This window comes from Acinetobacter sichuanensis (genome assembly GCF_003024515.2).
Classification (GTDB): domain Bacteria; phylum Pseudomonadota; class Gammaproteobacteria; order Pseudomonadales; family Moraxellaceae; genus Acinetobacter; species Acinetobacter sichuanensis.
In genome coordinates, this window is sequence record NZ_PYIX02000019.1 from 48,220 (window position 1) to 72,399 (window position 24,180).

21 protein-coding genes are annotated in these 24,180 nt (G+C 39.9%); 18 read left to right on the forward strand and 3 right to left on the reverse strand.

Annotated elements, in window-relative coordinates:
- Positions 1-29: 29 nt before the first annotated feature.
- From C9E89_RS12135 to C9E89_RS12145, 3 genes are all read left to right on the forward strand, one after another.
- Positions 30-1,784, forward strand: a complete 1,755-nt coding sequence (locus tag C9E89_RS12135) for an FAD-dependent monooxygenase (RefSeq protein ID WP_107008600.1) — start codon at positions 30-32, stop codon at positions 1,782-1,784.
- Between the two features lie 197 nt (positions 1,785-1,981).
- On the forward strand, positions 1,982-3,691 hold the full coding sequence (locus C9E89_RS12140; protein ID WP_322887902.1) for an arylsulfatase: 1,710 nt from the start codon (positions 1,982-1,984) through the stop codon (positions 3,689-3,691).
- A 147-nt stretch (positions 3,692-3,838) separates the two neighbouring features.
- On the forward strand, positions 3,839-5,032 hold the full coding sequence (locus C9E89_RS12145; protein ID WP_107008601.1) for an OprD family outer membrane porin: 1,194 nt from the start codon (positions 3,839-3,841) through the stop codon (positions 5,030-5,032).
- Positions 5,033-5,557: 525 nt separating this feature from the next.
- Here the strand turns inward: C9E89_RS12145 and C9E89_RS12150 are convergent.
- Positions 5,558-6,376 carry an IclR family transcriptional regulator gene (locus tag C9E89_RS12150; protein ID WP_107008602.1) on the reverse strand — a complete coding sequence of 273 codons (819 nt, stop codon included), beginning with the start codon at positions 6,374-6,376 and terminating at the stop codon, positions 5,558-5,560.
- Positions 6,377-6,628: 252 nt separating this feature from the next.
- On the opposite strand from C9E89_RS12150, the gene C9E89_RS12155 reads away from it, so the two are divergent.
- From C9E89_RS12155 to C9E89_RS12220, 14 genes are all read left to right on the forward strand, one after another.
- Complete coding sequence (locus C9E89_RS12155; RefSeq protein ID WP_107008603.1) at positions 6,629-6,934, forward strand: non-heme iron oxygenase ferredoxin subunit; 306 nt, start codon at positions 6,629-6,631, stop codon at positions 6,932-6,934.
- 35 nt (positions 6,935-6,969) lie between these two features.
- The gene (locus C9E89_RS12160) at positions 6,970-7,269 is read left to right on the forward strand and encodes a recombinase-like helix-turn-helix domain-containing protein (RefSeq protein WP_107008604.1); all 300 of its coding nucleotides are present in this window, start codon (positions 6,970-6,972) and stop codon (positions 7,267-7,269) included.
- Positions 7,270-7,284: 15 nt separating this feature from the next.
- Positions 7,285-8,346: an aromatic ring-hydroxylating oxygenase subunit alpha gene (locus C9E89_RS12165; RefSeq protein ID WP_107008605.1), complete on the forward strand. Its 1,062-nt coding sequence runs from the start codon at positions 7,285-7,287 to the stop codon at positions 8,344-8,346.
- Positions 8,339-9,103 (forward strand): SDR family oxidoreductase, encoded by a 765-nt coding sequence (locus C9E89_RS12170; RefSeq protein WP_107008606.1) that lies wholly within the window; start codon positions 8,339-8,341, stop codon positions 9,101-9,103. Before C9E89_RS12165 ends, C9E89_RS12170 begins: the two co-directional genes overlap by 8 nt.
- A 10-nt stretch (positions 9,104-9,113) precedes the next feature.
- On the forward strand, positions 9,114-10,043 hold the full coding sequence (locus tag C9E89_RS12175; RefSeq protein ID WP_107008607.1) for a VOC family protein: 930 nt from the start codon (positions 9,114-9,116) through the stop codon (positions 10,041-10,043).
- A 26-nt stretch (positions 10,044-10,069) separates the two neighbouring features.
- On the forward strand, positions 10,070-11,278 hold the full coding sequence (locus C9E89_RS12180; protein WP_107008608.1) for an NAD(P)/FAD-dependent oxidoreductase: 1,209 nt from the start codon (positions 10,070-10,072) through the stop codon (positions 11,276-11,278).
- A 44-nt stretch (positions 11,279-11,322) separates the two neighbouring features.
- On the forward strand, positions 11,323-12,546 hold the full coding sequence (locus tag C9E89_RS12185) for an MFS transporter (protein ID WP_107008609.1): 1,224 nt from the start codon (positions 11,323-11,325) through the stop codon (positions 12,544-12,546).
- A 102-nt stretch (positions 12,547-12,648) separates the two neighbouring features.
- On the forward strand, positions 12,649-13,170 hold the full coding sequence (locus tag C9E89_RS12190) for a cupin domain-containing protein (RefSeq protein WP_107008610.1): 522 nt from the start codon (positions 12,649-12,651) through the stop codon (positions 13,168-13,170).
- A gap of 14 nt (positions 13,171-13,184) precedes the next feature.
- On the forward strand, positions 13,185-14,012 hold the full coding sequence (locus C9E89_RS12195) for an alpha/beta fold hydrolase (protein ID WP_107008611.1): 828 nt from the start codon (positions 13,185-13,187) through the stop codon (positions 14,010-14,012).
- A 9-nt stretch (positions 14,013-14,021) separates the two neighbouring features.
- Positions 14,022-14,816, forward strand: coding sequence for an SDR family oxidoreductase (locus C9E89_RS12200; RefSeq protein WP_107008612.1), 795 nt, complete (start codon positions 14,022-14,024; stop codon positions 14,814-14,816).
- Between the two features lie 10 nt (positions 14,817-14,826).
- Entirely contained in the window at positions 14,827-15,618 is a 792-nt protein-coding gene (locus C9E89_RS12205; protein WP_107008613.1) for an aspartate dehydrogenase, read from the forward strand.
- 21 nt (positions 15,619-15,639) lie between these two features.
- Positions 15,640-17,106 carry an aldehyde dehydrogenase gene (locus C9E89_RS12210; protein ID WP_107008614.1) on the forward strand — a complete coding sequence of 489 codons (1,467 nt, stop codon included), beginning with the start codon at positions 15,640-15,642 and terminating at the stop codon, positions 17,104-17,106.
- A gap of 49 nt (positions 17,107-17,155) precedes the next feature.
- Complete coding sequence (locus C9E89_RS12215; RefSeq protein WP_107008615.1) at positions 17,156-18,796, forward strand: thiamine pyrophosphate-binding protein; 1,641 nt, start codon at positions 17,156-17,158, stop codon at positions 18,794-18,796.
- Positions 18,797-19,108: 312 nt separating this feature from the next.
- The gene (locus C9E89_RS12220; protein WP_373431858.1) at positions 19,109-20,278 is read left to right on the forward strand and encodes a hypothetical protein; all 1,170 of its coding nucleotides are present in this window, start codon (positions 19,109-19,111) and stop codon (positions 20,276-20,278) included.
- A 97-nt stretch (positions 20,279-20,375) separates the two neighbouring features.
- Here the strand turns inward: C9E89_RS12220 and C9E89_RS12225 are convergent, their stop codons facing one another.
- Both C9E89_RS12225 and C9E89_RS12230 read right to left on the reverse strand, forming a co-directional pair.
- Entirely contained in the window at positions 20,376-21,533 is a 1,158-nt protein-coding gene (locus tag C9E89_RS12225) for an NADH-dependent flavin oxidoreductase (RefSeq protein ID WP_107008617.1), read from the reverse strand.
- A gap of 182 nt (positions 21,534-21,715) precedes the next feature.
- Complete coding sequence (locus C9E89_RS12230) at positions 21,716-22,621, reverse strand: LysR family transcriptional regulator (protein WP_107008618.1); 906 nt, start codon at positions 22,619-22,621, stop codon at positions 21,716-21,718.
- 247 nt (positions 22,622-22,868) lie between these two features.
- Between C9E89_RS12230 and C9E89_RS12235 the strand changes: the two genes are divergently transcribed.
- Positions 22,869-24,170 (forward strand): MFS transporter, encoded by a 1,302-nt coding sequence (locus C9E89_RS12235; RefSeq protein WP_107008619.1) that lies wholly within the window; start codon positions 22,869-22,871, stop codon positions 24,168-24,170.
- The last annotated feature ends 10 nt before the right edge of the window (positions 24,171-24,180 follow it).

The following is a 24,180-nucleotide window of genomic DNA, read 5'->3' on the forward strand; positions in this document are numbered from 1 at the left end:
TTAAAAATAAGTGAAAATGGAAATTTACGATGCAAAATACAAAAACGATTGAAGTCCCTGTATTGATTGTTGGTGGTGGTCCAGCAGGTTTAGCCACTTCACTACTCTTGTCTAAGTATGGTATTCGAAATTTATTGATCAACAAATATCGTTGGACAGCAAATAGCCCACGTGCACATATTACCAACCAACGAACCATGGAAGTCTTCCGTGATGCACAAATCGAGGAAGAAGTAGAAAAACTCGCAGTGCCGCAAGCTTTTATGGAAAATAACGTTTGGGCAACCAGTTTTGCAGGCGATGAAATTGCACGTCTACAAGCTTGGGGAACAGCAGTTGATCGTAAATCTGAATATGAGCAATCGAGTCCATCCTCTATGTGTAATATTGCACAACATGTGATGGAGCCAATCATTGCTAATGAAGCTTTACGTGCAGGCTCTGATATGCGTTTTAATCATGAGTTTTTAGATTTTACCCAAGATGATGAGGGTGTAACTGCACGTATTCAGGATCGTATTACGAACGAAATCTATTTAGTTCGAGCACAGTATATGATTGGTGCGGATGGCGCACGTAGTAAAGTGGTTGAGCAGCTTCAGTTACCTTTAAAAGGTCAACATGGTTTAGGCTGTGCGGTTAATGTTTGGCTTAAAGCTGATCTTCGTAAATACTGTGAACATCGTCCTGGTGTGCTGTATTGGATTGTGCAACCTGGCAGTGATTATTGGGTGGGAAGTGGTACATTTATTTGTGTGAAACCATGGGATGAGTGGGTCATGTTGTATATGTATGATCCTGCACAAGGTGAGCCTGATTTAAGCGAAGAAGCAGTGATCAAGCGTGCGCATCAAGTAATTGGGGATGACAGTGTACCAATTGAAATTTTATCGACCAGTAAATGGCAGATCAATCATATTGTGGCTGAAAAATATGGGCATAAACGTGTGTTCTGTATGGGAGATGCGGTACATCGCCATCCACCAGCCAATGGTCTAGGTACCAATACATCTATTCAGGATGCCTTTAACTTGGCATGGAAACTTGCTTTGGTATTAAAAGGACATGCAGGTACAGGACTTTTAGAAAGCTATACTCAAGAACGTCAACCTGTAGGACAGCAGATTGTAGACCGTGCCATGCGTAGTGTGGAAAATATGCTACCGATTGCCAACGCATTAGGGTTCAAACCTGGACAAAGCTTAGAAGATGGTCAGGCAGCTTTAGATTTAATCTTTGGTGAAGCGGGAAATAGTCAACAAAAACGTGCTGAATTGCATCAAGCGATTCAATTGCAAAATTACCAATTTAATTGTAATGGTGTTCAAATCGGACAGCGTTATCAAAGTTGTGCTGTGATTGCGGATCAACGCCCTGAACCGAAATACCTTCAAGATGCTGAATTGTATTATCAAGCAACGACTTGGGCGGGTGCACGTTTACCACATGCTTGGTTACATGATCGTCGAGGCAGACAATTTTCAACGCTCGATTTGTGTGGTAAAGGGCAATTTACCCTGCTTACAGGGCATGGTGGTGATGCTTGGAAAGCCGCAGTTGCAGAGATCTCAAAAGAAATATCATGCCCGATCAAAGTAGTGAAAATTGGTTTAGGAATGGATTATTTCGACACTTTTGGTGATTGGGAAGCACTTCGAGATATTGAAGAGCAAGGTTGTGTCTTGGTACGTCCAGACCATCACATTGCTTGGCGTATGCAAACCTTACCACAAGCACCAGTTGCTGAACTTAAAACAGCTTTAAAAAATATATTATCCATTTAATTTAAAACCCACTTCATTTAATTCACTTCTGATTGAGTGAAGGGTGAGCTTTGTACTTTATTTTTGTACAAGCATGTTTTTCGGCTCAACTTTGATTTGTTTTGGATGAGGTTGAAGTTGAGCCATTCAATTGTATCAATGCTGCACAGCATGATTTAAATCGCAAAACAACAATGATCGTAAAAAAGGAATATTTTATGATGAATAGATTCATGTGGGCTATGATTCCCTTAGCACTCGCAAACATAACATCTGCCGCACCTCAGACTCAGAAACAACCCAATATTTTATTGATCGTTGCGGATGATCTAGGTTACTCAGACATTGAACCTTTTGGTGGGGAAATCCCAACACCTAACTTAAAAAAATTGGCACAAAATGGAACCACACTCACCGATTTTCATGCAGGTCCAACTTGCTCAGTCACACGTTCGATGTTATTAACGGGCAATGATCATCACCAAGCTGGTTTGGGGACGATGGCAGAGTATTTACAGCCAGAGCAAATTGGTAAAGCAGGTTATGAAGGAAAATTAAATCGCCGTGTCATGACTTTGCCAGAAGTATTAAAAAATAATGGTTATAAAACCTATATGACAGGTAAATGGCATTTAGGTGGGGGTGAGGATAGTCTGCCTAATGCACGCGGTTTTGATAAATCATTTATCTTGGTGCCAGGCGGTGCAGACCATTTTAAACAAATCGCATTATTTCCAAATTATCCTGCTAAATATAAAGAGGATGGCAAAGATGCGTCATTACCTGATAACTTCTATTCAACCGATTTTTATACCGATAAATTATTGAGTTATCTAAAAGATGACCGTAAAAAAGGTGAGCCATTTTTTGCTTATGTGGCATATACCAGTCCGCATTGGCCACTCCAAGCACCTGATGCATATTTAAAAAAATATCAAGGAAAATATGAAGATGGCTATGATGTGGTACGTCAACAACGCTTAAAGAAACAAATTGAATTGGGCATTGTTCCTGCTAACACGAAAATTAATAATCCTTTTAAAGATAAATTCCCAGCATGGGATAAACTCACCCCTTGGCAAAAAGCAGACCAAGCCAAAACCATGCAAGTTTATGCCGCGATGATTGATAATCTAGATCATAATATTGGTCGAATTTTTAAGCATTTAGAAGAAAATGGTGAGCTAGACAATACCATTGTATTGTTTATTTCAGACAATGGTGCAGAGTCTTCAACACCAGAATCCTTAGGTACGACAGCACACAAAAATGGTATCCGTAAATGGGTAGATGAGACATTTGATAATAGTCTTGAAAATATGGGGAAAGATAATTCGTATGTAGCGCTTGGACCACAGTGGGCGCAAGTTTCTTCTACACCTTATCCTTATTTTAAGAGTTATTTAGCAAATGGAGGGATTCGTGTTCCTGCGATTATTCAATATCCAAACCAAAAGAAAAAAGCCAACCTTAATCATGATTTAGCACATGTGATTGATTTTGTACCGACGATGTTAGATCTGGCAAATATTCAACGTCCTAAAACCAATCAAGGTGAAACATTATTAGCAATGGAAGGTCGTTCAATTTTACCAACTTTGCAAGGTAAAAAGCAGCCTGAACGTGGAATCGGTTGGGAGTTCAATACTCGCCGTGCTTATTATCAAGGGGATTGGGCTGTTCAAATGCAAGCACCACCGTATGGTACAGGGCAATGGGAACTCTATAACCGAAAAAATGATCCAAGTTTTCTACATAACTTGGCATTAAGCAATACAAAACAAACCGAGAAAATGGCGAAAGCATGGGATCAATATGCCAAACATGTTGGTGTGGTGTATGCACCTGTGCGCTATAAATATGGTCAAATGAATTGTTTTTATGACACCTGTGTTCAGCCCGAATTTTTAAAAAATCAGACCGATTAATCCTTTGAATACGATGTGGTTTTGATAAGCCACATCGTAGATCTACATGATTATTTACAAGCTCATGCACCATGGAATCGTGCAATGAGCATACATCATGCTGACTTTAGCGTGGTTAAAACAAAAATATATTAAAGGAATAAATAGATGTTAAAAAAATATGGGCTTCCAATCCTAGTCGGATTTGGGGGATATAGCACATTTGTGTCTGCAGAAAGCTTAACTACAGATATTTTATTGAAAAATTTATATGCAGATCGGAAATATGATGCCCAGCAAGCAGACGTAGGAAGTTGGAGTCAAGGGATGATTGCGCGAACGCAAGGACAGTATGAGCTCACTGATAAAGTAGCATTACAGGTCACAGGTTCTTTGCAATATGCGCAACGATTAAGTGAAGACCAACATATTAATGATGTTATTTTGCCTTTTGATCGGACTACAGGCGAGCAAGCTGAGCATTATAAGAAAGTTGCAGGTTCTGTAGCACTAAAATATGAAAATCAGAAAATTCATTGGGGTGAATTATGGATCGATACGCCTTTGGCAACGACAGATTATGCACGTCAATTGGTCACTTTATATAAAGGCATTACTTATCAAATAGAAGGCTTAAATCAAAACTTAGAAATAGGACAAATCAATCGGTTTTCACCACGAAATGAAGAGGACTTTCGTAAACTCAGTGTGAAAGGGATTGAATCAGATGCTTTAAATTATGTGAACTATAAATATAAATTTGCGGATCAATATTTTCTAAACGCATATTATGGAAATTTAGAAGATTTATATCAACAAATTCATCTTGGTGTAGATATCAAACAACCATATCGACAACTTAAGTTGCACAGTAAAATAAGATTTTATGATAATCAAGAAACTGGTCAGGAAAAACTAGGCGATATAGACAGTCAATACTATGGGATATTGCAAAATGTCTCGTGGAAAAATCATACAGTGGGCTTGGGATATCAAAAAATCGCTGGAAATGATGCCTTTCCAATGATTGATACAGTGCCAGTATTGGGCTATATCAATTGGACGCAAGCAATGTTTAGTCGTGCTAAGGAAAAGTCACTACATGTCAATTATCAATACCAATTCGACTCGGTCATTCCGAATTTAGTTTTAGATCTGAAATATATTCGTGGCGATGGTTTTCAAGTTGCTGAGCGAAGTCATGCCAAAGAACAACAATTGGATGTGATTTTGAGTTATAAAGTCAAACAAGGTTTGTTTAAAGGTTTTGGTTTACAGTGGTTTAATATCAATTATAAAAATAATTTTGGTGGTGATTATACTGAAAATCGAGTGTTTACCACTTATGCTTATCAGTTTTAATAGAATCATTGAAGAGAACAATCAAGCTAAATAGATCTCGATTTGATTTTTCCTACGTGATCAATACCAAGATTACAGCAAGCTTAAAAACTTGCTGTAATCCAAAATAAACCGCAACAATCGCATTTAATACAGCGTTTTATTTTTGCAATAGAGCAAAGAAACAATTCAACATAAATAACTGATGTTACGCAGTAACTCTAAAATTAAACTTTTGAGCTAGAAAAATGTGGATACGCGAAAACGTCATCCGCAACGTGTTTGAGGCAGGACTACTTTGGGGAGAAATGTTTCTGCGATGTATTTATCAATTTGCGGTGGTCGACGAGTTTTGCGGTGAGGATCCTCAAAATATATTTTGAGTCCGCAAGATGGTTTTGCCTACTTTTGCCGAAACAAAAGTAGGTTGAGCTGAAGGCTAATCCCAAATTTCAACTTTAGATGTAAGATCCCGTCGTGTAAATTTAGCTTTTGCTTTTTTCAGCTATTTAATTTAAATCCAATGCGTAACATCAGATAAATAAATTAAACATAAATAAATTGGGATATTTTATGGGCATACTCGACAACATCATTCGCAATTTCATGTCTAAATTGTTCTTCGGTATAAGTGCTAATTGGACAACTAACAGATAGAACTGCATTGACCTCTTTATTGATTTGATTATAGATTGGTGCTGCACAGGCTGCCATATCCGTATTAAAATGCCCCCAACTCACCATAAAACGCTGTTCACGCACTTCTTGTAATCGAAGTAGGAGTGAATCTATATCATGCGGGGTACGTTCAGAATAAACTTTCCAGTCCGTCATGCCTTCATAACGTTTTTTGATTTCAGCATTTGTAAGCTGTGACAAAATTAATTGTCCAATGACGGTAGCATGTGCAGGCCAACGCGTACCAATATGTACATTACTGGTAAATGCACCATTTGATTGTACATTACTAATAAAAACAATATCTGTGCCTTCTAAAACAGAGAGATGTACCGCAATTTTAATTTTATCTCTAAGTTCACGCATAAGAGGCATCGCCAAATCAATCAATGATGATTTAGATAAACTATTAAAACCCAGTGCCATGACATTGCTGTCCAAAGCATAGGTCTTTTGTGACATTTTTCTTAGATAGCCACAATGTTCCAAAGTGTGAATCAAACGAAAAGCACTGGAGCGATTGACATCAATTTTTTCTGCAATTTCAGAAATCGTCATTTCCTGCTGATGTTGATCAAATAATTTTAAGATGGCTAAGCCACGAATTAAGCCAGGAACAAGATAGCGTTCATCATTATTACTTTCACTTTCTTGCACCACAGTTGTGTCTTTGTTTATTAAATCCATTGTCATGCTCACCTTTATCATTGTTGGATGACAAAATTAAATCACTATTCTAACGTCCTTTTTTTAAGACAACAATGTTTATATATAAAACATTTATTTATAAATAAAACATTGCAAAATGTAAAAAATAATCAATATATTGATTTTAAATGAATTATAAAAATTGACAAATAAATCGCTCAGATATTATCCTATGCTTAATGTTTTAAATATTAAATTATGTTTTGCATATAAAACATGGAAGATAACAAGATGAATTGGATCACTGTTTGTAAAACCAATGAAATTGCTGAAGAAGAGCCGAAAGCAATGGAATTTGAAGATAAAAAAATCGGCGTTTTTATGATCGAAGAGCGTTTCTTTGCTGTTGAAAATGTCTGCCCACATGCTTTTGCTTTATTAACCGAAGGCTTTATCGAAGGGTTTACCGTTGAATGCCCATTGCACGAAGCAATTTTTAATTTAGAAACGGGTGCGTTAGAAAGTGGTCCGGGATGCAGAAATTTAAGTACGTATCTCGTCAGAGTTGAAAATGGCGAAGTCCAAGTTCAGCTTTAAACGTTAATTGATCATGAAGAAAAGGAAATATTCACATGAAAAACTTTAATGAAAAACTTGCGAAATGGAACCATGCACTGCCTTCAACAGAAGCAGGAATTAACAATATTCAGATTCCGGGACAAGTTGAACATCTGGTTTGGCAAAACCGTAGTCGTGCACCAAGTCAATATGAACTGGATTTTGTACAGCATTTAATGCAAGCCTTTAATCAGGATGTGACTGAACTGGATGCTTTAACGGATGCTTTAAACCTGCAAGGTTTTAGAACGATAGCAGGGGATTTATGGACAGCTGAAAGTTTCTCAGCAGAAATGCAGCGTTTGGGCTATTAAGAAAAGGATTTTCTCATGACAACAGAAATTAATTTAGAACAATATTTGGATTTAGGTTTACGTGATCAATGGTATCCCGTATTGGCAAGTTGGGAAGTGGCTTCAAATCCTGTTGGTATTACCCGTTTAGGTGAAAATATTGTGGTATGGCGTGATGACCAAGGCATGGTTCATGCACTTGAAGATCGTTGTCCGCATCGTGGGGCACGATTATCACTGGGTTGGAATCTTGGCAATCGGGTTGCGTGTTGGTATCACGGTGTAGAAGTTCGACATGACGGTGTTGTTGAGGATGTCCCTGCTGTTCATGACTGTCCATTGAAAGGTTCAGATTGCGTTAAATCGTACCAAGTCAAAGAAATGAACGATGCCATTTTTATTTGGTTTGGCTTGGATGATGCTGAACAAGCTGCTGAGTTAGCATTGCCTGATCAGTTGTCTAGTGAGGAATGGAGTTCTTTTCTGTGTATAGCGGATTGGAAAGTCAATCACCAATATGCCATTGATAATGTCATGGATCCAATGCATGGAACCTATTTGCATTGCACTTCACACTCAATGGCAGACGGTGAACGTACTGCTGAGATGAAGCATCGCCCAACCAAAGATGGTTTTATTTTTGAAAAAGAAGGGCAAACTGGTGTGAACTTTGACTGGGTGGAATATGGTCAAACGGGTGCAGCATGGTTACGTTTATCAATTCCATACCGTAAGTCATTTGGACCAGGTGGTGAGTTTTGGATTGTAGGTTTTGCAACGCCAATTGATGCAAAAAATACTCGCGTCTTCTTCTGGCGTTGCCGCAAAGTCGAGGGATGGCAGCGCAATGTATGGCGTTTCTTATATCGAAACCATTTAGAACAATTACATTGGGATGTATTGGAACAAGATCGAATTATTTTGGAAAATATGGCACCGAATGCCCGTCAACATGAGTTTTTGTATCAGCATGACGTAGGTTTATCTCGCTTACGCCGTTTAATGAAAAAAGAAGCTGAGAAACAAATTAAAAAAATCATGTCTTTGCGCAATGTGTCAGATCAGCGAATTGCTATTCAGGAAGTTGCCAATGGCTAAGCAATCACTTTTAGAGGGAAAGCGCATTCTTGTTACAGGTGCGGCGCGAGGTTTGGGACGAGATTTCGCCCAAGCTGTAGCTGAAGCAGGTGCAGCAGTGGTCATGGCAGATATCTTAAGTGACTTGGTGCAACAAGAAGCTGAAAAGTTAGCAGAAAACAATCTAGTCGTTTATTCCGTCACGATAGATTTGAGCCAAAAACAGTCTATTCAGCAAGCAGTACAACAAACAGTTGCGCTTTTAGGTGGATTAGATGGGTTGATTAACTGTGCAGCGCTAGCAACGGGTGTTGGTGGTGTTGACATGATGGCTTATGACGAAACACTTTGGGATCGTGTCATGAACATCAATGTCAAAGGCACTTGGTTGGTTTCACAAGCATGTGTTCCACATTTAAAAGCTTCAGGACAGGGAAAAATCATCAATATTGCGTCTGACACAGCATTATGGGGTGCGCCTAATCTGATGGCTTATGTAGCAAGTAAAGGTGCCATCATTTCCATGACACGTTCTATGGCAAGTGAGTTGGGGGCAGACAATATTTGTGTCAATACCATCAGTCCAGGGCTGACATTGGTTGAGGCGACAACATATGTTCCACAGTCACGTCATGATTTGTATGTGAATGGAAGAGCTATACAGCGACAGCAACTGCCACAGGATATCAATGGTACAGCCATTTACTTGCTTTCAGACCTCTCATCTTTTGTGACTGGACAAAATATTTTGGTTAATGGCGGTTTCGTCTTTAATTAAGGAGTAAGACATGATTACAGGAATCGAAGTCCTTAAATTTGGTGTTGAAAACCGCCAAGAGGCAAAGACATTTCTAGCTGATTTTGGTTTAAAACCTATTGCAACGGATGTTGAACATACCGATTTATATCAAACACAGAACGGTTGCAAAATTTATTTGTTTGATATTACAGATGCGCGTTTACCACCAGCCATTGAAGCAGGTTCGACCTTACGTGAAGTGACATGGGGAGTTGAAAACCTACAGGATTTAACAAAATTAGCAGAAAAATTGGGCAATGAGCCTGATTTCGACAGCTCAGCTGCATTTGTGCAATGTCGTGATCCAAATGGAATGACGATCCGCTTTGAACACAGTATTACGCATGAATTACCTACGGTACAAACCGAAGGAATGAACCAGTTTGGCAATATTCAACGTATTAATGCAGCCAGTCCTGTATATGAAAAAGCTGAACCTGTGGATATTGGGCATGTTGTCTTTTTTACACCAGACTTAGAAACCACTCAGGCATTTTATATTGAAAAATTAGGTTTTCATTTGTCAGATGCTTATCGTAAACGTGGGGCATTTTTACGCTGCCGTGGCGAAGGTTTTCATCATGATTTATTTTTACTGTCTATACCGAATAAACCTGCGGGTTTAAATCATGTTGCTTTTGTGGTGCGTGATATTCATGAGGTGATTGGCGGTGGTTTAAGTATGAATCGTCAGGATTGGTCGACTTTTATTGGTCCGGGACGTCATCCTATTTCGTCTGCTTATTTTTGGTATGTCAACTCACCATTGGGTGGTGCATTTGAATATTACACCAATGATGATTATTTAACTGAAGCATGGCAACCACGTGAAGAAGAGCATTGCCTTGAACTGTTTACTGAGTGGGCAATCGAAGGCGGGCTTGATCATGAAACCCGCCGTCAGGTTAAACCTGCTTAGTCATTCAAAATGATAAGGAGATCAACATGAATAAAATTGTGATTGTCGGTGCAGGGCAAGCCGCAGGTTGGGCAGTCCATACGCTCCGTGGTCAGGGTTTTACAGGTGAAATTCATGTAGTGTCGAATGAAACGCATGTTTTTTATGAGCGCCCACCTTTGTCTAAACAAGTGTTAGCACAAGAAGCTGAACTTACGAGTTTAAATTTATTTTCTGAGGATCAAATCAGTGATTTTTCAGTGATATGGCATAAGCCAGATCATGCAGTTCGTTTGGATACTACAGATAAAACTGTACATTTGGAAAGTGGCAAAGTTTTGCCATATGACAAATTATTAATTGCCACAGGCAGTCGAGCGCGTGTTCCTGTTGCCACTTGGTCGAGTATGCAAAATGTCTATACCTTACGTGATATTCACGATTGTCAGACCTTAGCAGAGAAAATAAAGTCAGCTGAACATATTGCTGTCATTGGTGGAGGTTGGATCGGGCTTGAAATAGCAGCGACTGCATGCCAACAGGGTAAAAAAGTTGAAATTTTTGAATATGGCTCTCGTCTTTGTGCGCGTAGTGTAAGCCCTGAGGTTTCAGATTATTTAAAAAAATTACATGAAAATGCAGGTGTAGTGGTTCATTTAAATGCAACGAAATTGCATTTAATTGAGGCACCAAATCAAAAAGTAGAAGTTTTTTACGATGAGATTAGGCTAAAACAATTTGACTGTGTCGTGGTTGGGGCAGGTGCAGAAATAGCCAAAGAATTGGCAGTTTTGGCAAAGTTGGATGTTAAAGATGGCATTGTTGTCAATGCGTTTGGTCAAAGCTCTGATGCCGATATTTATGCTGCAGGTGATGTTGCGATTCATCCTACTTTAGGTTATTGCATTCAGTCTTGGGCAAATGCACAAAATCAGGCGATTGCAACAGCCAAGTCCATGCTTGGGGAAATGACGGCTTATCAGGATATTCCTTGGCTATGGTCGGATCAGTACCAATGCAATATTCAGATTTTAGGTACCTATCAACCTGAAAAAACGCATCAAATGATTGTTCGTCAAGTTAACGAAACGCAACAAGCATTTTTATATTTAAATGAACAGAATCAACTTCTTAATATGATTTCAGTCAATGACTCAAAACTGGTGAAACTGGGGAAAAGATGGATGACCAGTCAGCGAGAGTTAGATCCAGCCCAATTGCAAGATATTGACTTTAATCTAATGCAACTGAAGTAAGGATTCAAAACAAAAATATCAGCCATGAATTAAAGGATTTTCCCATGGATCATGATGTAAAAACAGGGATTAAGCATTGGACACCCGCGATTATTTTAATGATCTGCGTTGTGTTGGCTTTCTTTGACAAAATCAGTATTGCCGTATTGTTTTCTGATGCAACATTTCAGAATGCAATGGGGATTGGACAAGATAAAGCAAAACTAGGCTGGTTGATGACAAGCTTCTTGTTGGCTTATGGTTTCTCATCCATGTTTCTCAGCTTTTTGGGTGATATTTTTTGCCCTAAAAAAATGTTGTTTTGGAGTGTGACTTCATGGGGCATCTTGATGATTCTGATGGGATTTACCACAGATTATTCAATGATGATGACCTTGCGCGTTTTACTCGGATTAGCTGAAGGTCCTTTATTTGCATTGGCTTATACCATTGTCAAACAGACGTATACAGATCGTCAGCAAGCACGTGCATCCACGATGTTTTTATTGGGTACACCTATCGGTGCTTTTTTAGGTTTCCCAATCACCGCATTCGTACTCGCACATTATGATTGGCACACTACCTTTTTCGTCATGGGTGCAATGACGTTTATTGTATTGGCTTTGATCGTATTTGGCTTACGTAATTTACAACTTAAACGCACAGTCGATCTAGATGGTGTAGCAAAACGTGTGAATTTTAAAACGCATGTGTGCAATACCAAAGCTTTGATGACGAATTCTGCTTTCTGGTTGTTGTGTGTTTTCAATATTGCTTTGATGACTTATTTATGGGGCTTAAACAGTTGGGTACCGTCATATTTAATTCAAGACAAAGGCTTTAATTTAAAAGAATTTGGTATTTATTCAAGCTTTCCATTTATTGCCATGTTGATTGGTGAAGTCGTTGGCGCATTTTTTTCAGACAAAATGGGTAAACGTGCAATTCAGGTCAGTGGTGGTTTATTACTGGCGGGTGTTTTTATGTACGTGATGGTCATTGCAAAAGAACCCATGATGGTGATTTTGGCAATGTCACTCAGTGCAATGTCATGGGGTTTCGGAGTTGCTGCCGTATTTGCATTGTTAGCACGTATTACCACAGCAGATGTGGGGGCAACAGCAGGCGGGATTTTCAATGGACTGGGTAATTTTGCCAGCGCCGCAGCGCCTGTAGTGATTGGTGCAATTGTCATGCAAACAGGCAGTTTTAATATCGGAATTACGTTCTTGGCAGCAGTGGCATTTATAGGTTCCTTTTTCTTGGCACCTTTGCTGAAGCGTTATTAATTCATTGGATCAACAGCTCCTTCTTGAATACTGAGGGGCTCAATTTACCAGATTGGATCGCTGCAACATTTTTAAAACTCGGAGCGATCATAGGAGAAACTTATGTCAGTACAACAATTTGAATCATGGAAACAGCCAGAAGGGCAATCATTGGAAGATTGGATGGATGGGCGTATTGCACGTTTTGAAACGCGTAGTTATGACTTTGATGCACTGAAATTTCAGGCAGATTATGACCCAAAATATCGCCGTGCGCAGATGCGCTACATGGGAACTGGTGCAACAGGTGTAGCAACCGATGGTAATACCGTACCTGCGGAAAACTTTACTTTTTCAACCATGGTACTTCCGCCTGAGTGTGAAGGTCCATTGCATATTCATCATGATGTGGAAGAAGTTTTTTTCATGTTGCGTGGTGAAATCGACTTATTTATTGAACATGAGGGTGAAAAATTTTCAACCCGTTTAAAAGAACGTGATCTGATTTCTATTCCACCAGGAATTTACCGTGGTTTATATAACCCAGGAACAGAAGATGCCTTGATGTGTGTGATGTTGGGCACAGGTAAACCTACGATTCCAAATTATCCACCTGAGCATCCTCTTTCTCAGATTAAGCGCTAAATATAAGGAATGTAATGATGACTTTAATTCAGCAACTTGCCGCATTTGAATTGAAAACCATTTCTTTTGATGGCGTTCAGCAGTCTTATCGTGAAGCAGGTCAGGGGCAACACCTTGTATTGCTACATGGGATCAGTTCAGGTTCAGGCTCGTGGGTCAAACAGTTGCAAGCGTTGAGTCATCATTTTCATGTTGTGGCATGGGATGCACCGGGTTATGGGCAGTCTGACCATTTAAGCACTGAGCAACCCAATGCCGAAGACTATGCAAAGCGCTTAAAAGCCATGTTGGACAGCTTGGGCATTCAAAAAGCGTTTTTGGTTGGACACTCATTGGGTGCGATGCAAGCCGCAGCATTTAAGGCTTTATATCCTGAATCTGTGCAGGCATTGGTACTTGCCAATGTGGCACAAGGATATAAAGGTTTTGATTCACAAAAACAACAGGATGTTTTTGAAAAACGTCCAAAAATGTTACAGGAACTCGGCGCAGTGGGCATGGCTCAATCACGAGGACCATATTTGGTGGCGCATGCCACAGCAGATGTATTGCAACTGATTGAAAATATCATGCAAAACATTAGTTTAAAAGGCTTTACGGGTGCTTCATATTTATTGGCTTATGACGCTATACAGTCTTATTTAAGCCCAAAACAGCCAAATGTTTATGTCATTAAAGGCATGTCAGATGGTATTACACCACCACAGGATATTCAGCAATTGGTGGATCAGTTTCAGTTAAATCAATCTTATGAAATTGAAGATGCAGGTCATCTCAGTTATTTAGACCAAGCTGAACAGTTTAACCAAATTTTATTGTCACTACATGACACAGGGATGTGAGAACGGAAAATGAGCTTCCAATTACAAGATAAAAAAGCGGTCGTTACAGGTGGTTCATCAGGTATTGGACTGGCAACAGTAGAACTTTTGGTGGCAGAAGGCGCATGTGTTGCTTGGTGTGGACGAGATGAACAGCGTTTAAATGAGTCTAAACAGCAAATTTTAGCGCGTTATCCAAATGCAAAAGTCTTTACCGCTGTATGTAATGTTTTAGATAAGGCAGATGTACAAAAATTTGCAGATCTTGTGCAAAAGCAATTTGGTGGTGTTGATATTTTAATCAATAACGCAGGTCAAGGACGTGTATCCGATTTTGAAAACACAGCAGATGAAGATTGGATTAAAGAAGTTGAGTTGAAGTATTTCAGTGTATTACATCCAATTCGTGCGTTTTTACCTGCGTTGAAACAATCAAATAGTGGCTCAATCACCAATGTGAATTCTTTATTGGCATTGCAACCTGAACCACACATGATTGCAACCTCATCTGCACGGGCAGCATTACTCAACCTGACGCATTCATTGGCACATGAGTTTTCACAATACAACATCCGTGTGAATTCGATTTTGTTGGGTATGGTCGAGTCAGCACAGTGGAAACGCCGTTTTGAAAACCGTTCAGATCTTCATCAGACATGGGAAGAGTGGATCGGCAATATTGCGAAAAAACGTGGCATTCCTATGGCGCGTTTAGGTAAGCCCGAAGAACCTGCACGTGCTTTGGTCTTTTTAGCTTCACCTTTGGCATCGTATACCACTGGTTCTGCCATAGATGTATCTGGTGGCTTTAACAAGCATTTATAAGGGGGATGTTATGAAACAACTCATGATGATTGGTTTTGGTGCCATGGCAAATGAAGTGCGTACACATTTACCAAAAGACTTGGCACTGAAATGGGTAGTCGTCCCTGAACGCAGTGTGGCGAGTGTGCAACGGCAAGTTGCCGCAGATGTACAAGTGATTTCTGATATTCAGCAATGCCAAGGGCAACCTGATTATGTGATTGAAGTTGCGGGTCAGGCAGCAGTCAAAGAACATGCGGAAAAGGTGCTTGCAAAGGGTTGGAATCTGGGTTTGATTTCGGTCGGAACACTGGCAGATACCGTTTTTTTTGAAAAATTGCAACAAGTTGCTGAGAAGTCAGGCGCACATATTCACTTATTAGCAGGGGCAATTGCAGGCATTGATGGCATTGCAGCAGCCAAAGAAGGTGGCTTGGAAAAAGTGACTTATAAAGGGTGTAAAAGTCCAAATAGTTGGCGTGGCAGCTATGCAGAACAACTGGTGGATTTAGATCGAGTGACAGAAGCAACAGTGTTTTATCGTGGCACTGCACGTGAAGCTGCCGTCAATTTTCCTGCCAATGCCAATGTGGCAGCAACCATCGCACTTGCAGGAATTGGTCTGGATGAAACGATGGTTGAGCTGACTGTAGACCCAAATATTAGCCAAAATAAACATACCATCATTGCAGAAGGTCGTTTTGGGCAAATGAGTATTGAAATGATTGGTGTACCTTTGGAAAGCAATCCAAAAACATCAACTTTGGCTGCTTTAAGCGTGATTCGTGCATGTCGCAATAGTGTAGATGCGATTCAGATTTAAAAAGGAATTTTGGTGAGTAGCATGGTAAAAGAAATTTATATCGCAGGAGAATGGCGTTTAGGACGTGGCAATGTCATTCAAAGTCTATTTCCTGCCGACAATTCTGTAAATGCAGAAATTTCTACTGCAAGTTTGGAAGATGTTGAAGAAGCGATCTTAAAAGCAGATCAGGCTTGGCGTAAACCTGAATGGCGTAACTGTTTGCCGCATGAACGTGCCAAAATTCTCTATCGTGTTGCTGATATTATTGAAGCGCGTGTAGATGAATTATCCAAATTACAAACCCGTGATAATGGTAAACCTTTGTCAGAAACCCGTGCCTTAGTGATGAGTGCGGCTGCAACAGCACGGTTTAATGCTGCGGCATGTGAAACATTGAATGAAGAGCTGACCACACAGCGTGCCTCAGACTTTTTGACCATGAGTGTGCATGAGCCTGTGGGTGTGGTTGCTGCTATTACGCCTTGGAATTCACCGATTGCAAGTGAAGTACAAAAGCTTGCACCTGCAATTGCAGCAGGGAATGCAGTGATTTTAAAACCTGCGGAAGCAACTTCTTTAATTGCTTTGGAGTTGGCTAAAATTTTTGAAGAAGCGGGTCTGCCAAAAGGGATTTTGAGTGTTTTGATTGGGCGTGGTTCGGTGATTGGTGATGCAATTGCACAACATCCTTTGGTACGGAAAATCTCATTTACGGGTGGGACATCCACAGGGCGGCATTTAGCGCATATTGCAGCAGAGAAATTAATCACGACTTCTTTAGAGTTGGGTGGAAAGTCACCAACTATCGTATTTCCTGATGCGGATCTTGAAATTGCAGCAAAAGGAGTGGCTTACGGAATTTTCAGTTCAGCAGGTCAGGCATGTATTGCAGGTTCGCGTTTATTTGTACATGTATCAATTTATGAAACATTTTTAAAGCGTTTGGTGGAGATCACTGAAGGTTTACGCGTAGGGCATCCTGAACAGCCAAATGTTCATATGGGTTCATTAATTAACCAAAAGCATTTGGAATCAGTACATCGTTATGTGGAACTTGCAAAAGCAGAGGGCGGTACGGTGCTGACAGGTGGTGAGGCGATTACTGAAGGTGAATTTGCCAAAGGTAGTTTTTATAAGCCGACCATTATCACAGGTTTAAACAATAGTGCACAAACGTGTCAGGAAGAAATTTTTGGTCCTGTATTGGTGGTGATGTCTTATACAGATGAACAGGATCTTATCACTCAAGCCAATGACAGTTGCTTTGGTTTGGCAGCAGGAATTTGGACTGAAAATTATCGTAAAGCATGGAAAATTGCACGTACTTTAGAAGTGGGAACGGTTTGGATCAATACCTATAAAAAATTCTCGATCAGTGCGCCATTTGGTGGTTTCAAAGACAGTGGGATCGGGCGTGAAAAAGGACGTTTGGGCATTTTGTCTTATATGCAGCAAAAAAGTATTTATCTGGGTTTAAACGAACACGCCAATCCATGGTCAGATTAGCCAAAAAACTCAAAATATGATGAAAAAATTGAAAAATTAAGGAATGAAAATGATGGAAAAAGTGAATGTAGGCGAAGCAATCGCACGTGTTTTAGAACAACATCAAGTTGATAGTATTTATGGTGTGATTTCTATTCATAATTTACCTATTGCTGATGCAGTGGGACGCCGTGAAAAAATGCGCTTTGTCGCAGCTCGTGGAGAAGCAGGTTCGGTCACCATGGCAGATGCACATGCACGTTTTAAAGGACTCGGTGTGGCATTGACCAGTACAGGTGCAGGTGCAGGAAATGCGGTTGGATCATTGATTGAAGCCCTGAATGCAGGCAGTCCTGTATTGCATTTAACAGGTCAAGTTGAACGTGAATATTTAGATCGTGATGCAAGTTTCATCCATGAAACCAAAGATCAGTTAACATTTTTAAAAGCATCAAGCAAAGCTGCGTTTCGAATCACCAGTCCAGATAATGCAGTAGGTGTGATTCGTGAGGCGATTCGTGTAGCAACGACTGTGCCAATGGGACCTGTCAGCGTGGAGATTCCAATTGATGTACAGGCTGCGGAAATTGAGTTGCCTGCAAATTTAGGTCCTGTAAAAGCTATGCAATTGCCACAAGCGGAAGAGGTGGAAATCAATCTGATTGCTGAGGAAATTAAACAAGCCAAACGTCCTGTATTTTGGATTGGTGGCGGTACGTTAAATGCCGTAGATGAAGTTAAAGCCATTGCAGATTTAGGTATTCCTGTGGTGTCTTCGACACATGCACGAGGCGTATTGGCGGATGATCATCCACGTTCACTCAGAGCATTTCACAACTCGACAGCCGTTGAAAAATTGATAAAAGAGGCTGATTTACTCGTGGTAGTCGGTTCACGTTTACGCAGTAATGAAACCAAAACCTATTCAGTTGAATTTCCTGAACGCATTATCCAGATTGATGCCAATCCTGTGGCACAGCAACGTAATTATAAAGTTTCTCAATTTATCTGTGCAGATGCCAAAGATAGCTTGGCACGAGTTGTGCAGGCACTGCATGGCACAACCAAGATAGATGCTGCTTATGATGCTGAGATTCAGGCAGCGCGTGAAGATGCAATTCAGGCATTGCGTACACAAATGGATCAATATGCATTGATTTGTGATCATTTACGTGCGGCTTTACCTGAAGATGGGATTTTTGTACGTGACATTACCATGTCAGGCAGTACATGGGGCAGCCGCTTATTTCCAGTACAAACTCCGAATAAAAACATTCACTCTTTAGCAGGTGCGATTGGCTTGGGACTGGCACATGCAATTGGTTCATCCATTGCCAATCCAGATAAAAAAGTTGTGGGTTTGGTGGGTGATGGTGGCTTGATGTTAGGTATTGGTGAAATTGCAACCATGGCACAAGAAAATACTGACATGGTGCTGATGATTATGAATGACGGTGGCTATGGGGTGATGCGTGGTATTCAAAATAATTACTTTGGTGGTCGCCAATATTTCAATGAGTTGCATACACCTGACTATCAAGCCTTAGGCGAGTCGATGGGCGTGAAAAGCTGGAAAGTCGGCAGTGCGGATGAGTTTAAAACTGTGATTCAGGCAGCAATTGATTTGAACGGTCCTGCTGTGATCGAGTTGGATATGAATGCCATTGGTCCATTGAAATTTGCAGGTCCACCTCAGAAAAAGTTGTATTGATTGAATGCTCACTGATTAAAATTTTAGCTTGCCTGTGTGATTTTAGGATGAATTACACAGCTTTAAAATTATTTAAAAACAGATGCTTAAAATACAATATGTGTTTTGAGTATTGATTTACACCATTTAAGTAGGGTGTAAAACCATGCAAGGACTATGGGGATCTTTCAATAAGACCGATGCAATAAAAAACTAAGTTGCAAAAAGCAGCTCATTTTTTTAGCCAAAACAACAAATAAACAAAGTTTTGTATATAAAATTTTGTACATATAGGGAAATATCATGAATCATAATACTAGAGTATTCATAGCGATGCTGAGTTTAGGCGCGATGACAATGTCAGTTCAGGCTGCAGATGATCCGCTTCAATGGAAAAGTGAAGATGGTACGCAGTCGCTTAAAGTGGGTGGAGTAATACGCTTAAATCACAGATATGAACAATGGGATGCGAGTAAAAATCGTGGTTTTGGTAAACTGGACTTTGATATTTTTCGTTTGGATTTAAAAGGAAAATCTGACGATGCTTATTTAAATGCCAGTTATCTCATTCAAGATCAAGAAATGACCTCAATTGAAAAAGCATATGTGGGATATAACTTAAGCCCGACACAAAGCATTGAAGCAGGATTTGTCTATAAACCTTTTGCAATTTACCCATACCCACAAAATGGCTGGACGTATCATATCCCGTTCTTTTTAGGATATGGCAATAATGCAGCGCCAGGGATAAACTGGAATTATAACCATCCAGATTGGGATATTAAATTAGGTTATTATCCTCAAATGCTGGCAACAAATTTACGCTATTCTCCAGAGTCAGCCACCTATGATGATTTGTCAGAAAATCATTTGCCATTTCAGGCTGCTTACCAAAATGAAAAGAAAAATCAATTCAATGCACGCATTGTACATAAATTTGGCAATGAAAATTTAGGTAAACATGAAGTGGGCATTTCAGGTGCGATTGCACAGCTTCATAATAAAACCACTGCGAAAGATGGGCACTATTATGCTGCGGGATTACATAGTAACAGTAATTATCAGCGTTGGAATTTACAATCTTCTGTGATCCATTATCAATATGATGCAGAGAATCCTGACGGGGTCAATGATGATATGACGCTGATGGGAGCAAATGGTTTAACGCCAGCGTATTTTATTGCATCAGAGGGCACAGTAGCCAGCTTAAACTTAGCCTATACTTTACCTGTGCAAAATATGGGTAAGCTTAAATCAATTCGTTTCTACAATGACTATAGTTATTTTGATAAAGAACGCAGTGATTGGGCAGCGTCACAGATGAATACAACAGGCGCAATGTTTATTGCCTCTCCTTTTATGGTTTGGGCGGATTATACATGGGGTAAAAATGCCAATATCATCGGAGGAGCAACGAATGGTACAGGTTTTACTTCAGCAACTTCAGAAAATAGTGATAAATGGATGTATCGTGTAAATTTAAATATTGGTTTTAGTTTTTAAAAATTTGAGTGTTTTTAAATATGGGTTTTAATTTCCCCCTATTGTCAATCAACAAAAATGACTTTGTATAAAGCACAATAGGGGAAAATAGAAAAAATTATAGATAGGTTACATTATCAATAATTCTTTGTGACTCATCACCAAGTCCAATAATGTCAAAACCTGGCATATCTCGAATAAACTCTAAAAATGGCGCTTTTACGCCTAAATCATCTAAGTCTGCGACATGAAGCTGATAACGAATCGTATCCTGCTGTCCTGACATGACTTTTTCAACCCAGTTTGGATCTATAATCAGTTGATGACCCAATGCTACAAAGTCAGCATCTTTTTCTATAACTGCTTCAGCTTGTTCAGGTGTACGAATATGACCAACAGCAATCACAGGTTTTTGAGTTGATACCTGTTTAATTTGGCTAATAATTGGGACAGTATTGGATGAGTCACGCATGGATGTACGCCACACATTGCCCATTGAAACATGAATATAATCAATAGCTGTATCTTGTAATTTTTCTACAAAATAAACAGTATCTGCTAAGCTGATACCGGGTTGTTCTATCTCTTCAGGTGATAAACGATAACCAACAATAAAAGATGGATCAGCAAATTGTTGTTTGATTTTCATAACTTCATCAATAACAGCCAAAGGAAAAGATAAGCGCTTTTCTAATGAACCACCCCATTGATCTGTACGACGGTTAGAATGTGGTGAAACAAATTGCTGTAGTAAATATGTATTTGCACCATGTAGTTCTACACCATCAAAGCCTGCTTCTATTGCACGTCGGGTTGCCTGAGCAAAATCTTGAATATGTTGTAAAACCTCAGTATGACTGAGTTCACGAGGAGTTTCTGCACCATTTCTTGGCGCTGCAATGGCACTGGCACTGACAGGTTGTAAGCCACGAGTAATATAGGAGTTGGTCATACGACCTGCACTAAAAATTTGTAAAATAGCTTTTGCACCACGCGACTTTATTGCAAATGCAAGCTTTCTCAGTCCTGCAATTTTACTGTCATGATCTGCACCTAATTGTCCCTCAAAACCTTTACCTTCACGATTGATATAGGCTACAGGAGTAATGAGTAAGCCAACACCACCTGCACGTTGTTGTAAATAACTGATTTCTTCTTGAGTTACTGTGCCATCTTGAAATGCCATTTGTTCAGTCATGGGTGCTAATACAACACGATTTTTAATTTCAACACCATTAGGGAGAGTAAATGGGGTTAGAAATTGATAACTTTTCACTTAATATTTGCCTGATCAAAAAAATGTAAAGTCATGGTAGAGCATCTATTCGGGAATGTGCTTCCCAGACCAAGTGCCTGAAAAGCCCCGATTCCACAGTATTTATATCATTGTTGAGTTATTTTGCAGTGTAAGTGACTCAGATTGGATACACCATGCCTTGATTTTTAGTTGATGCATGATTAATTTTTCAGAGAGGTTGAATGCTTGAGATGATGTATCAAATGTTCCAGAAAAAAAGCAACTCGGGGTGAATGTTCCAAACGATCTGTATATACCGCATAAATATCAGCAGGAGGGGTTTGGTATTCTTTTAAAAGTTGAATTAAGCGTCCACTTTTTAGATATTTAACCACATCCCATTCTGCACGCATCAAAATTCCATGCCCATCCAATGCCCAATCTAAAGTGACTTGCCCATCATTACTGCTTAAATTGCCATGAACTTTAACAGTGTCTTCTTTCTCGCCTTTGGAAAAACGCCAATTGGCATAAGCAGTTTCATTTTGTCTAAGCACAATACATTGATGTGAGGTCAAATCTCTTGGCATTTGTGGAATGCCTGCATGTTCTAAATAAGCAGGAGCTGCGCATAAGAGTCTGCGATTTTCAGCAATGCGTTTGGCAATCAGACGTGAGTCAGGCAGTTGACCAAAATGAATCGAAACATCAATGGCTTCATTGGGCAATGCAATGGGGCGATCTGTTAAATGTAGTTGTACTTCGACTTCAGGAAATTTTTGCACAAAGGAAGAAATAGACGGCGCAATATAAGTTCGACCAAACCCAAAAGGGGCATTTACACGCAATAAACCTTTCGGAGATGTCCGACTACGAGCAACAAGTTGCTCCATTTCTTCAATTTCCCGCAAAATTCTCAGTGCGTTCTGATAATAAATTTCACCTTCATGGGTCAGGCTGATGCGACGCGTTGTTCGATTTAACAGTCGAACGCCTAAACGCTCTTCAAGATGACTTAAACGGCGTGAAACAGCAGGTGGTGTGAGGTTTAACTCTCGGGCAGTTGCCACCAAGCTACCTTGTTTTATTAGTAAGCAAAAGAAGGCTAATTCGTTATCTGAGTGCATGATTAATAAATTTTTTGCAATAGTGTTTTAACTTTATATCGATTCATTGATTTTGAAAAGCATCTAATATGCATATCACGTTACCCCCCTGTAGCAATGAGTGCTTTGAAAATACTCAGGTTATAAACAAAAAAACATCATATAAGGAATGTGATGAAGAGCGGGGAGCTTAGCGCCAGGTTAATTGTTTGCCATCACGCTGTATGGGGCAATTGACGGGTTAACGCACATCATATGGAGACAGCAGATGGACATGGATATTGAGAAAAGGACGCTAAGAAAAATCAGCTGGCGTATTGTTCCATTTATCATGATTTTATATTTAATTGCCTATATTGACCGTGTCAATATTGGCTTTGCCGCCCTGACCATGAAACAAGATCTAGGTTTTAGTGCTTCCGTTTTAGGTTTCGGAGCAGGCATTTTTTTTCTGGGATATTTCTTATTTGAAGTCCCTTCCAATGTCATTTTACATAAAGTTGGCGCACGCATCTGGATTGCACGTGTCATGCTTTCTTGGGGGGTAGTGGCAGGTGGAATGGCTTTTGTTGAAAGTTCAACAAGCTTTTATGTCATGCGTTTTTTATTAGGCGTCGCTGAAGCAGGCTTTTTCCCAGGCATCATTTTATATCTTTCTTATTGGTTTCCTGCCCGACATCGAGCAGGTGTTATTGCCATGTTTATGGCTGCTGCTCCAATGGCGGTGGTCATTGGTTCGCCACTCTCCGCAGCATTGTTGCAAATGGATGGAATATGGGGATTTGCAGGCTGGCAATGGATGTTTGTGATTGAAGCCATTCCTGCGGTTATTTTAGGTTTTATCGTATTTTTCTACATGACGGATAAACCTGCACAAGCGAAATGGTTAAAAGATGATGAACGTGCTTGGTTGGTAAAGACCATGCAGGATGAAGATGTTGGTAAAGACAATCAGCAACATCACAGCATTTTACGTGGTCTGATAAATCCACGCGTATTGGCACTGGCATTGGTTTATTTTGGAACATCGGCGGGTTTATACACTTTAAGTATCTGGGCACCGCAAATTATTAAAGATCTTGGCGTGTCATCGATGACAGTAGGATTGGTCAATGCAATTCCACCTCTTATTTCAGTGGTTGCAATGGTGCTGTGGTCACGGCACTCAGATCGTACAGGTGAACGCAGTTGGCATGTCGCACTTGCTTGTATGTTTGCTGCAATAGGTTTAGTGATCGCAGCAAGCAGTCATAACATGCTTGGATTGATTGCGGCATTGACCATCGTCAATATTGGCATCAGCTGTTCAAAACCTCCACTTTGGAGTATGCCAACGATCTTTTTATCTGGAACAGCTGCTGCAACAGGCATTGCAACCATCAACTCAATCGGAAATCTAGGTGGTTTTGCAGGTCCTGTCATGATTGGCTGGATCAAGGATCAGACTGGAAGTTATGCAGGTGGACTTTATTTTGTTGCGGGTTTGCTTGTGCTTTCGACGCTGCTCACGGTGATTTTAAGTATGACGAAAAAGCCTGAATTAAGTGTGTCGAAAACAGTAAATCAGTAATTTAAAAATT

Excerpts from the sequence above, each read along its gene's own strand:
- C9E89_RS12165 (WP_107008605.1), top strand. The coding sequence starts at position 7,285 with ATGACAACAGAAATTAATTTAGAACAATATTTGGATTTAGGTTTACGT.
- C9E89_RS12150 (WP_107008602.1), bottom strand. The coding sequence starts at position 6,376 with ATGGATTTAATAAACAAAGACACAACTGTGGTGCAAGAAAGTGAAAGT.
- C9E89_RS12155 (WP_107008603.1), top strand. The coding sequence starts at position 6,629 with ATGAATTGGATCACTGTTTGTAAAACCAATGAAATTGCTGAAGAAGAG.
- C9E89_RS12230 (WP_107008618.1), bottom strand. The coding sequence starts at position 22,621 with ATGCACTCAGATAACGAATTAGCCTTCTTTTGCTTACTAATAAAACAA.
- C9E89_RS12200 (WP_107008612.1), top strand. The coding sequence starts at position 14,022 with ATGAGCTTCCAATTACAAGATAAAAAAGCGGTCGTTACAGGTGGTTCA.
- C9E89_RS12235 (WP_107008619.1), top strand. The coding sequence starts at position 22,869 with ATGGACATGGATATTGAGAAAAGGACGCTAAGAAAAATCAGCTGGCGT.
- C9E89_RS12205 (WP_107008613.1), top strand. The coding sequence starts at position 14,827 with ATGAAACAACTCATGATGATTGGTTTTGGTGCCATGGCAAATGAAGTG.
- C9E89_RS12135 (WP_107008600.1), top strand. The coding sequence starts at position 30 with ATGCAAAATACAAAAACGATTGAAGTCCCTGTATTGATTGTTGGTGGT.
- C9E89_RS12175 (WP_107008607.1), top strand. The coding sequence starts at position 9,114 with ATGATTACAGGAATCGAAGTCCTTAAATTTGGTGTTGAAAACCGCCAA.
- C9E89_RS12220 (WP_373431858.1), top strand. The coding sequence starts at position 19,109 with ATGCTGAGTTTAGGCGCGATGACAATGTCAGTTCAGGCTGCAGATGAT.
- C9E89_RS12140 (WP_322887902.1), top strand. The coding sequence starts at position 1,982 with ATGATGAATAGATTCATGTGGGCTATGATTCCCTTAGCACTCGCAAAC.
- C9E89_RS12145 (WP_107008601.1), top strand. The coding sequence starts at position 3,839 with ATGTTAAAAAAATATGGGCTTCCAATCCTAGTCGGATTTGGGGGATAT.
- C9E89_RS12170 (WP_107008606.1), top strand. The coding sequence starts at position 8,339 with ATGGCTAAGCAATCACTTTTAGAGGGAAAGCGCATTCTTGTTACAGGT.
- C9E89_RS12180 (WP_107008608.1), top strand. The coding sequence starts at position 10,070 with ATGAATAAAATTGTGATTGTCGGTGCAGGGCAAGCCGCAGGTTGGGCA.
- C9E89_RS12215 (WP_107008615.1), top strand. The coding sequence starts at position 17,156 with ATGATGGAAAAAGTGAATGTAGGCGAAGCAATCGCACGTGTTTTAGAA.
- C9E89_RS12160 (WP_107008604.1), top strand. The coding sequence starts at position 6,970 with ATGAAAAACTTTAATGAAAAACTTGCGAAATGGAACCATGCACTGCCT.
- C9E89_RS12190 (WP_107008610.1), top strand. The coding sequence starts at position 12,649 with ATGTCAGTACAACAATTTGAATCATGGAAACAGCCAGAAGGGCAATCA.
- C9E89_RS12210 (WP_107008614.1), top strand. The coding sequence starts at position 15,640 with ATGGTAAAAGAAATTTATATCGCAGGAGAATGGCGTTTAGGACGTGGC.
- C9E89_RS12195 (WP_107008611.1), top strand. The coding sequence starts at position 13,185 with ATGATGACTTTAATTCAGCAACTTGCCGCATTTGAATTGAAAACCATT.
- C9E89_RS12185 (WP_107008609.1), top strand. The coding sequence starts at position 11,323 with ATGGATCATGATGTAAAAACAGGGATTAAGCATTGGACACCCGCGATT.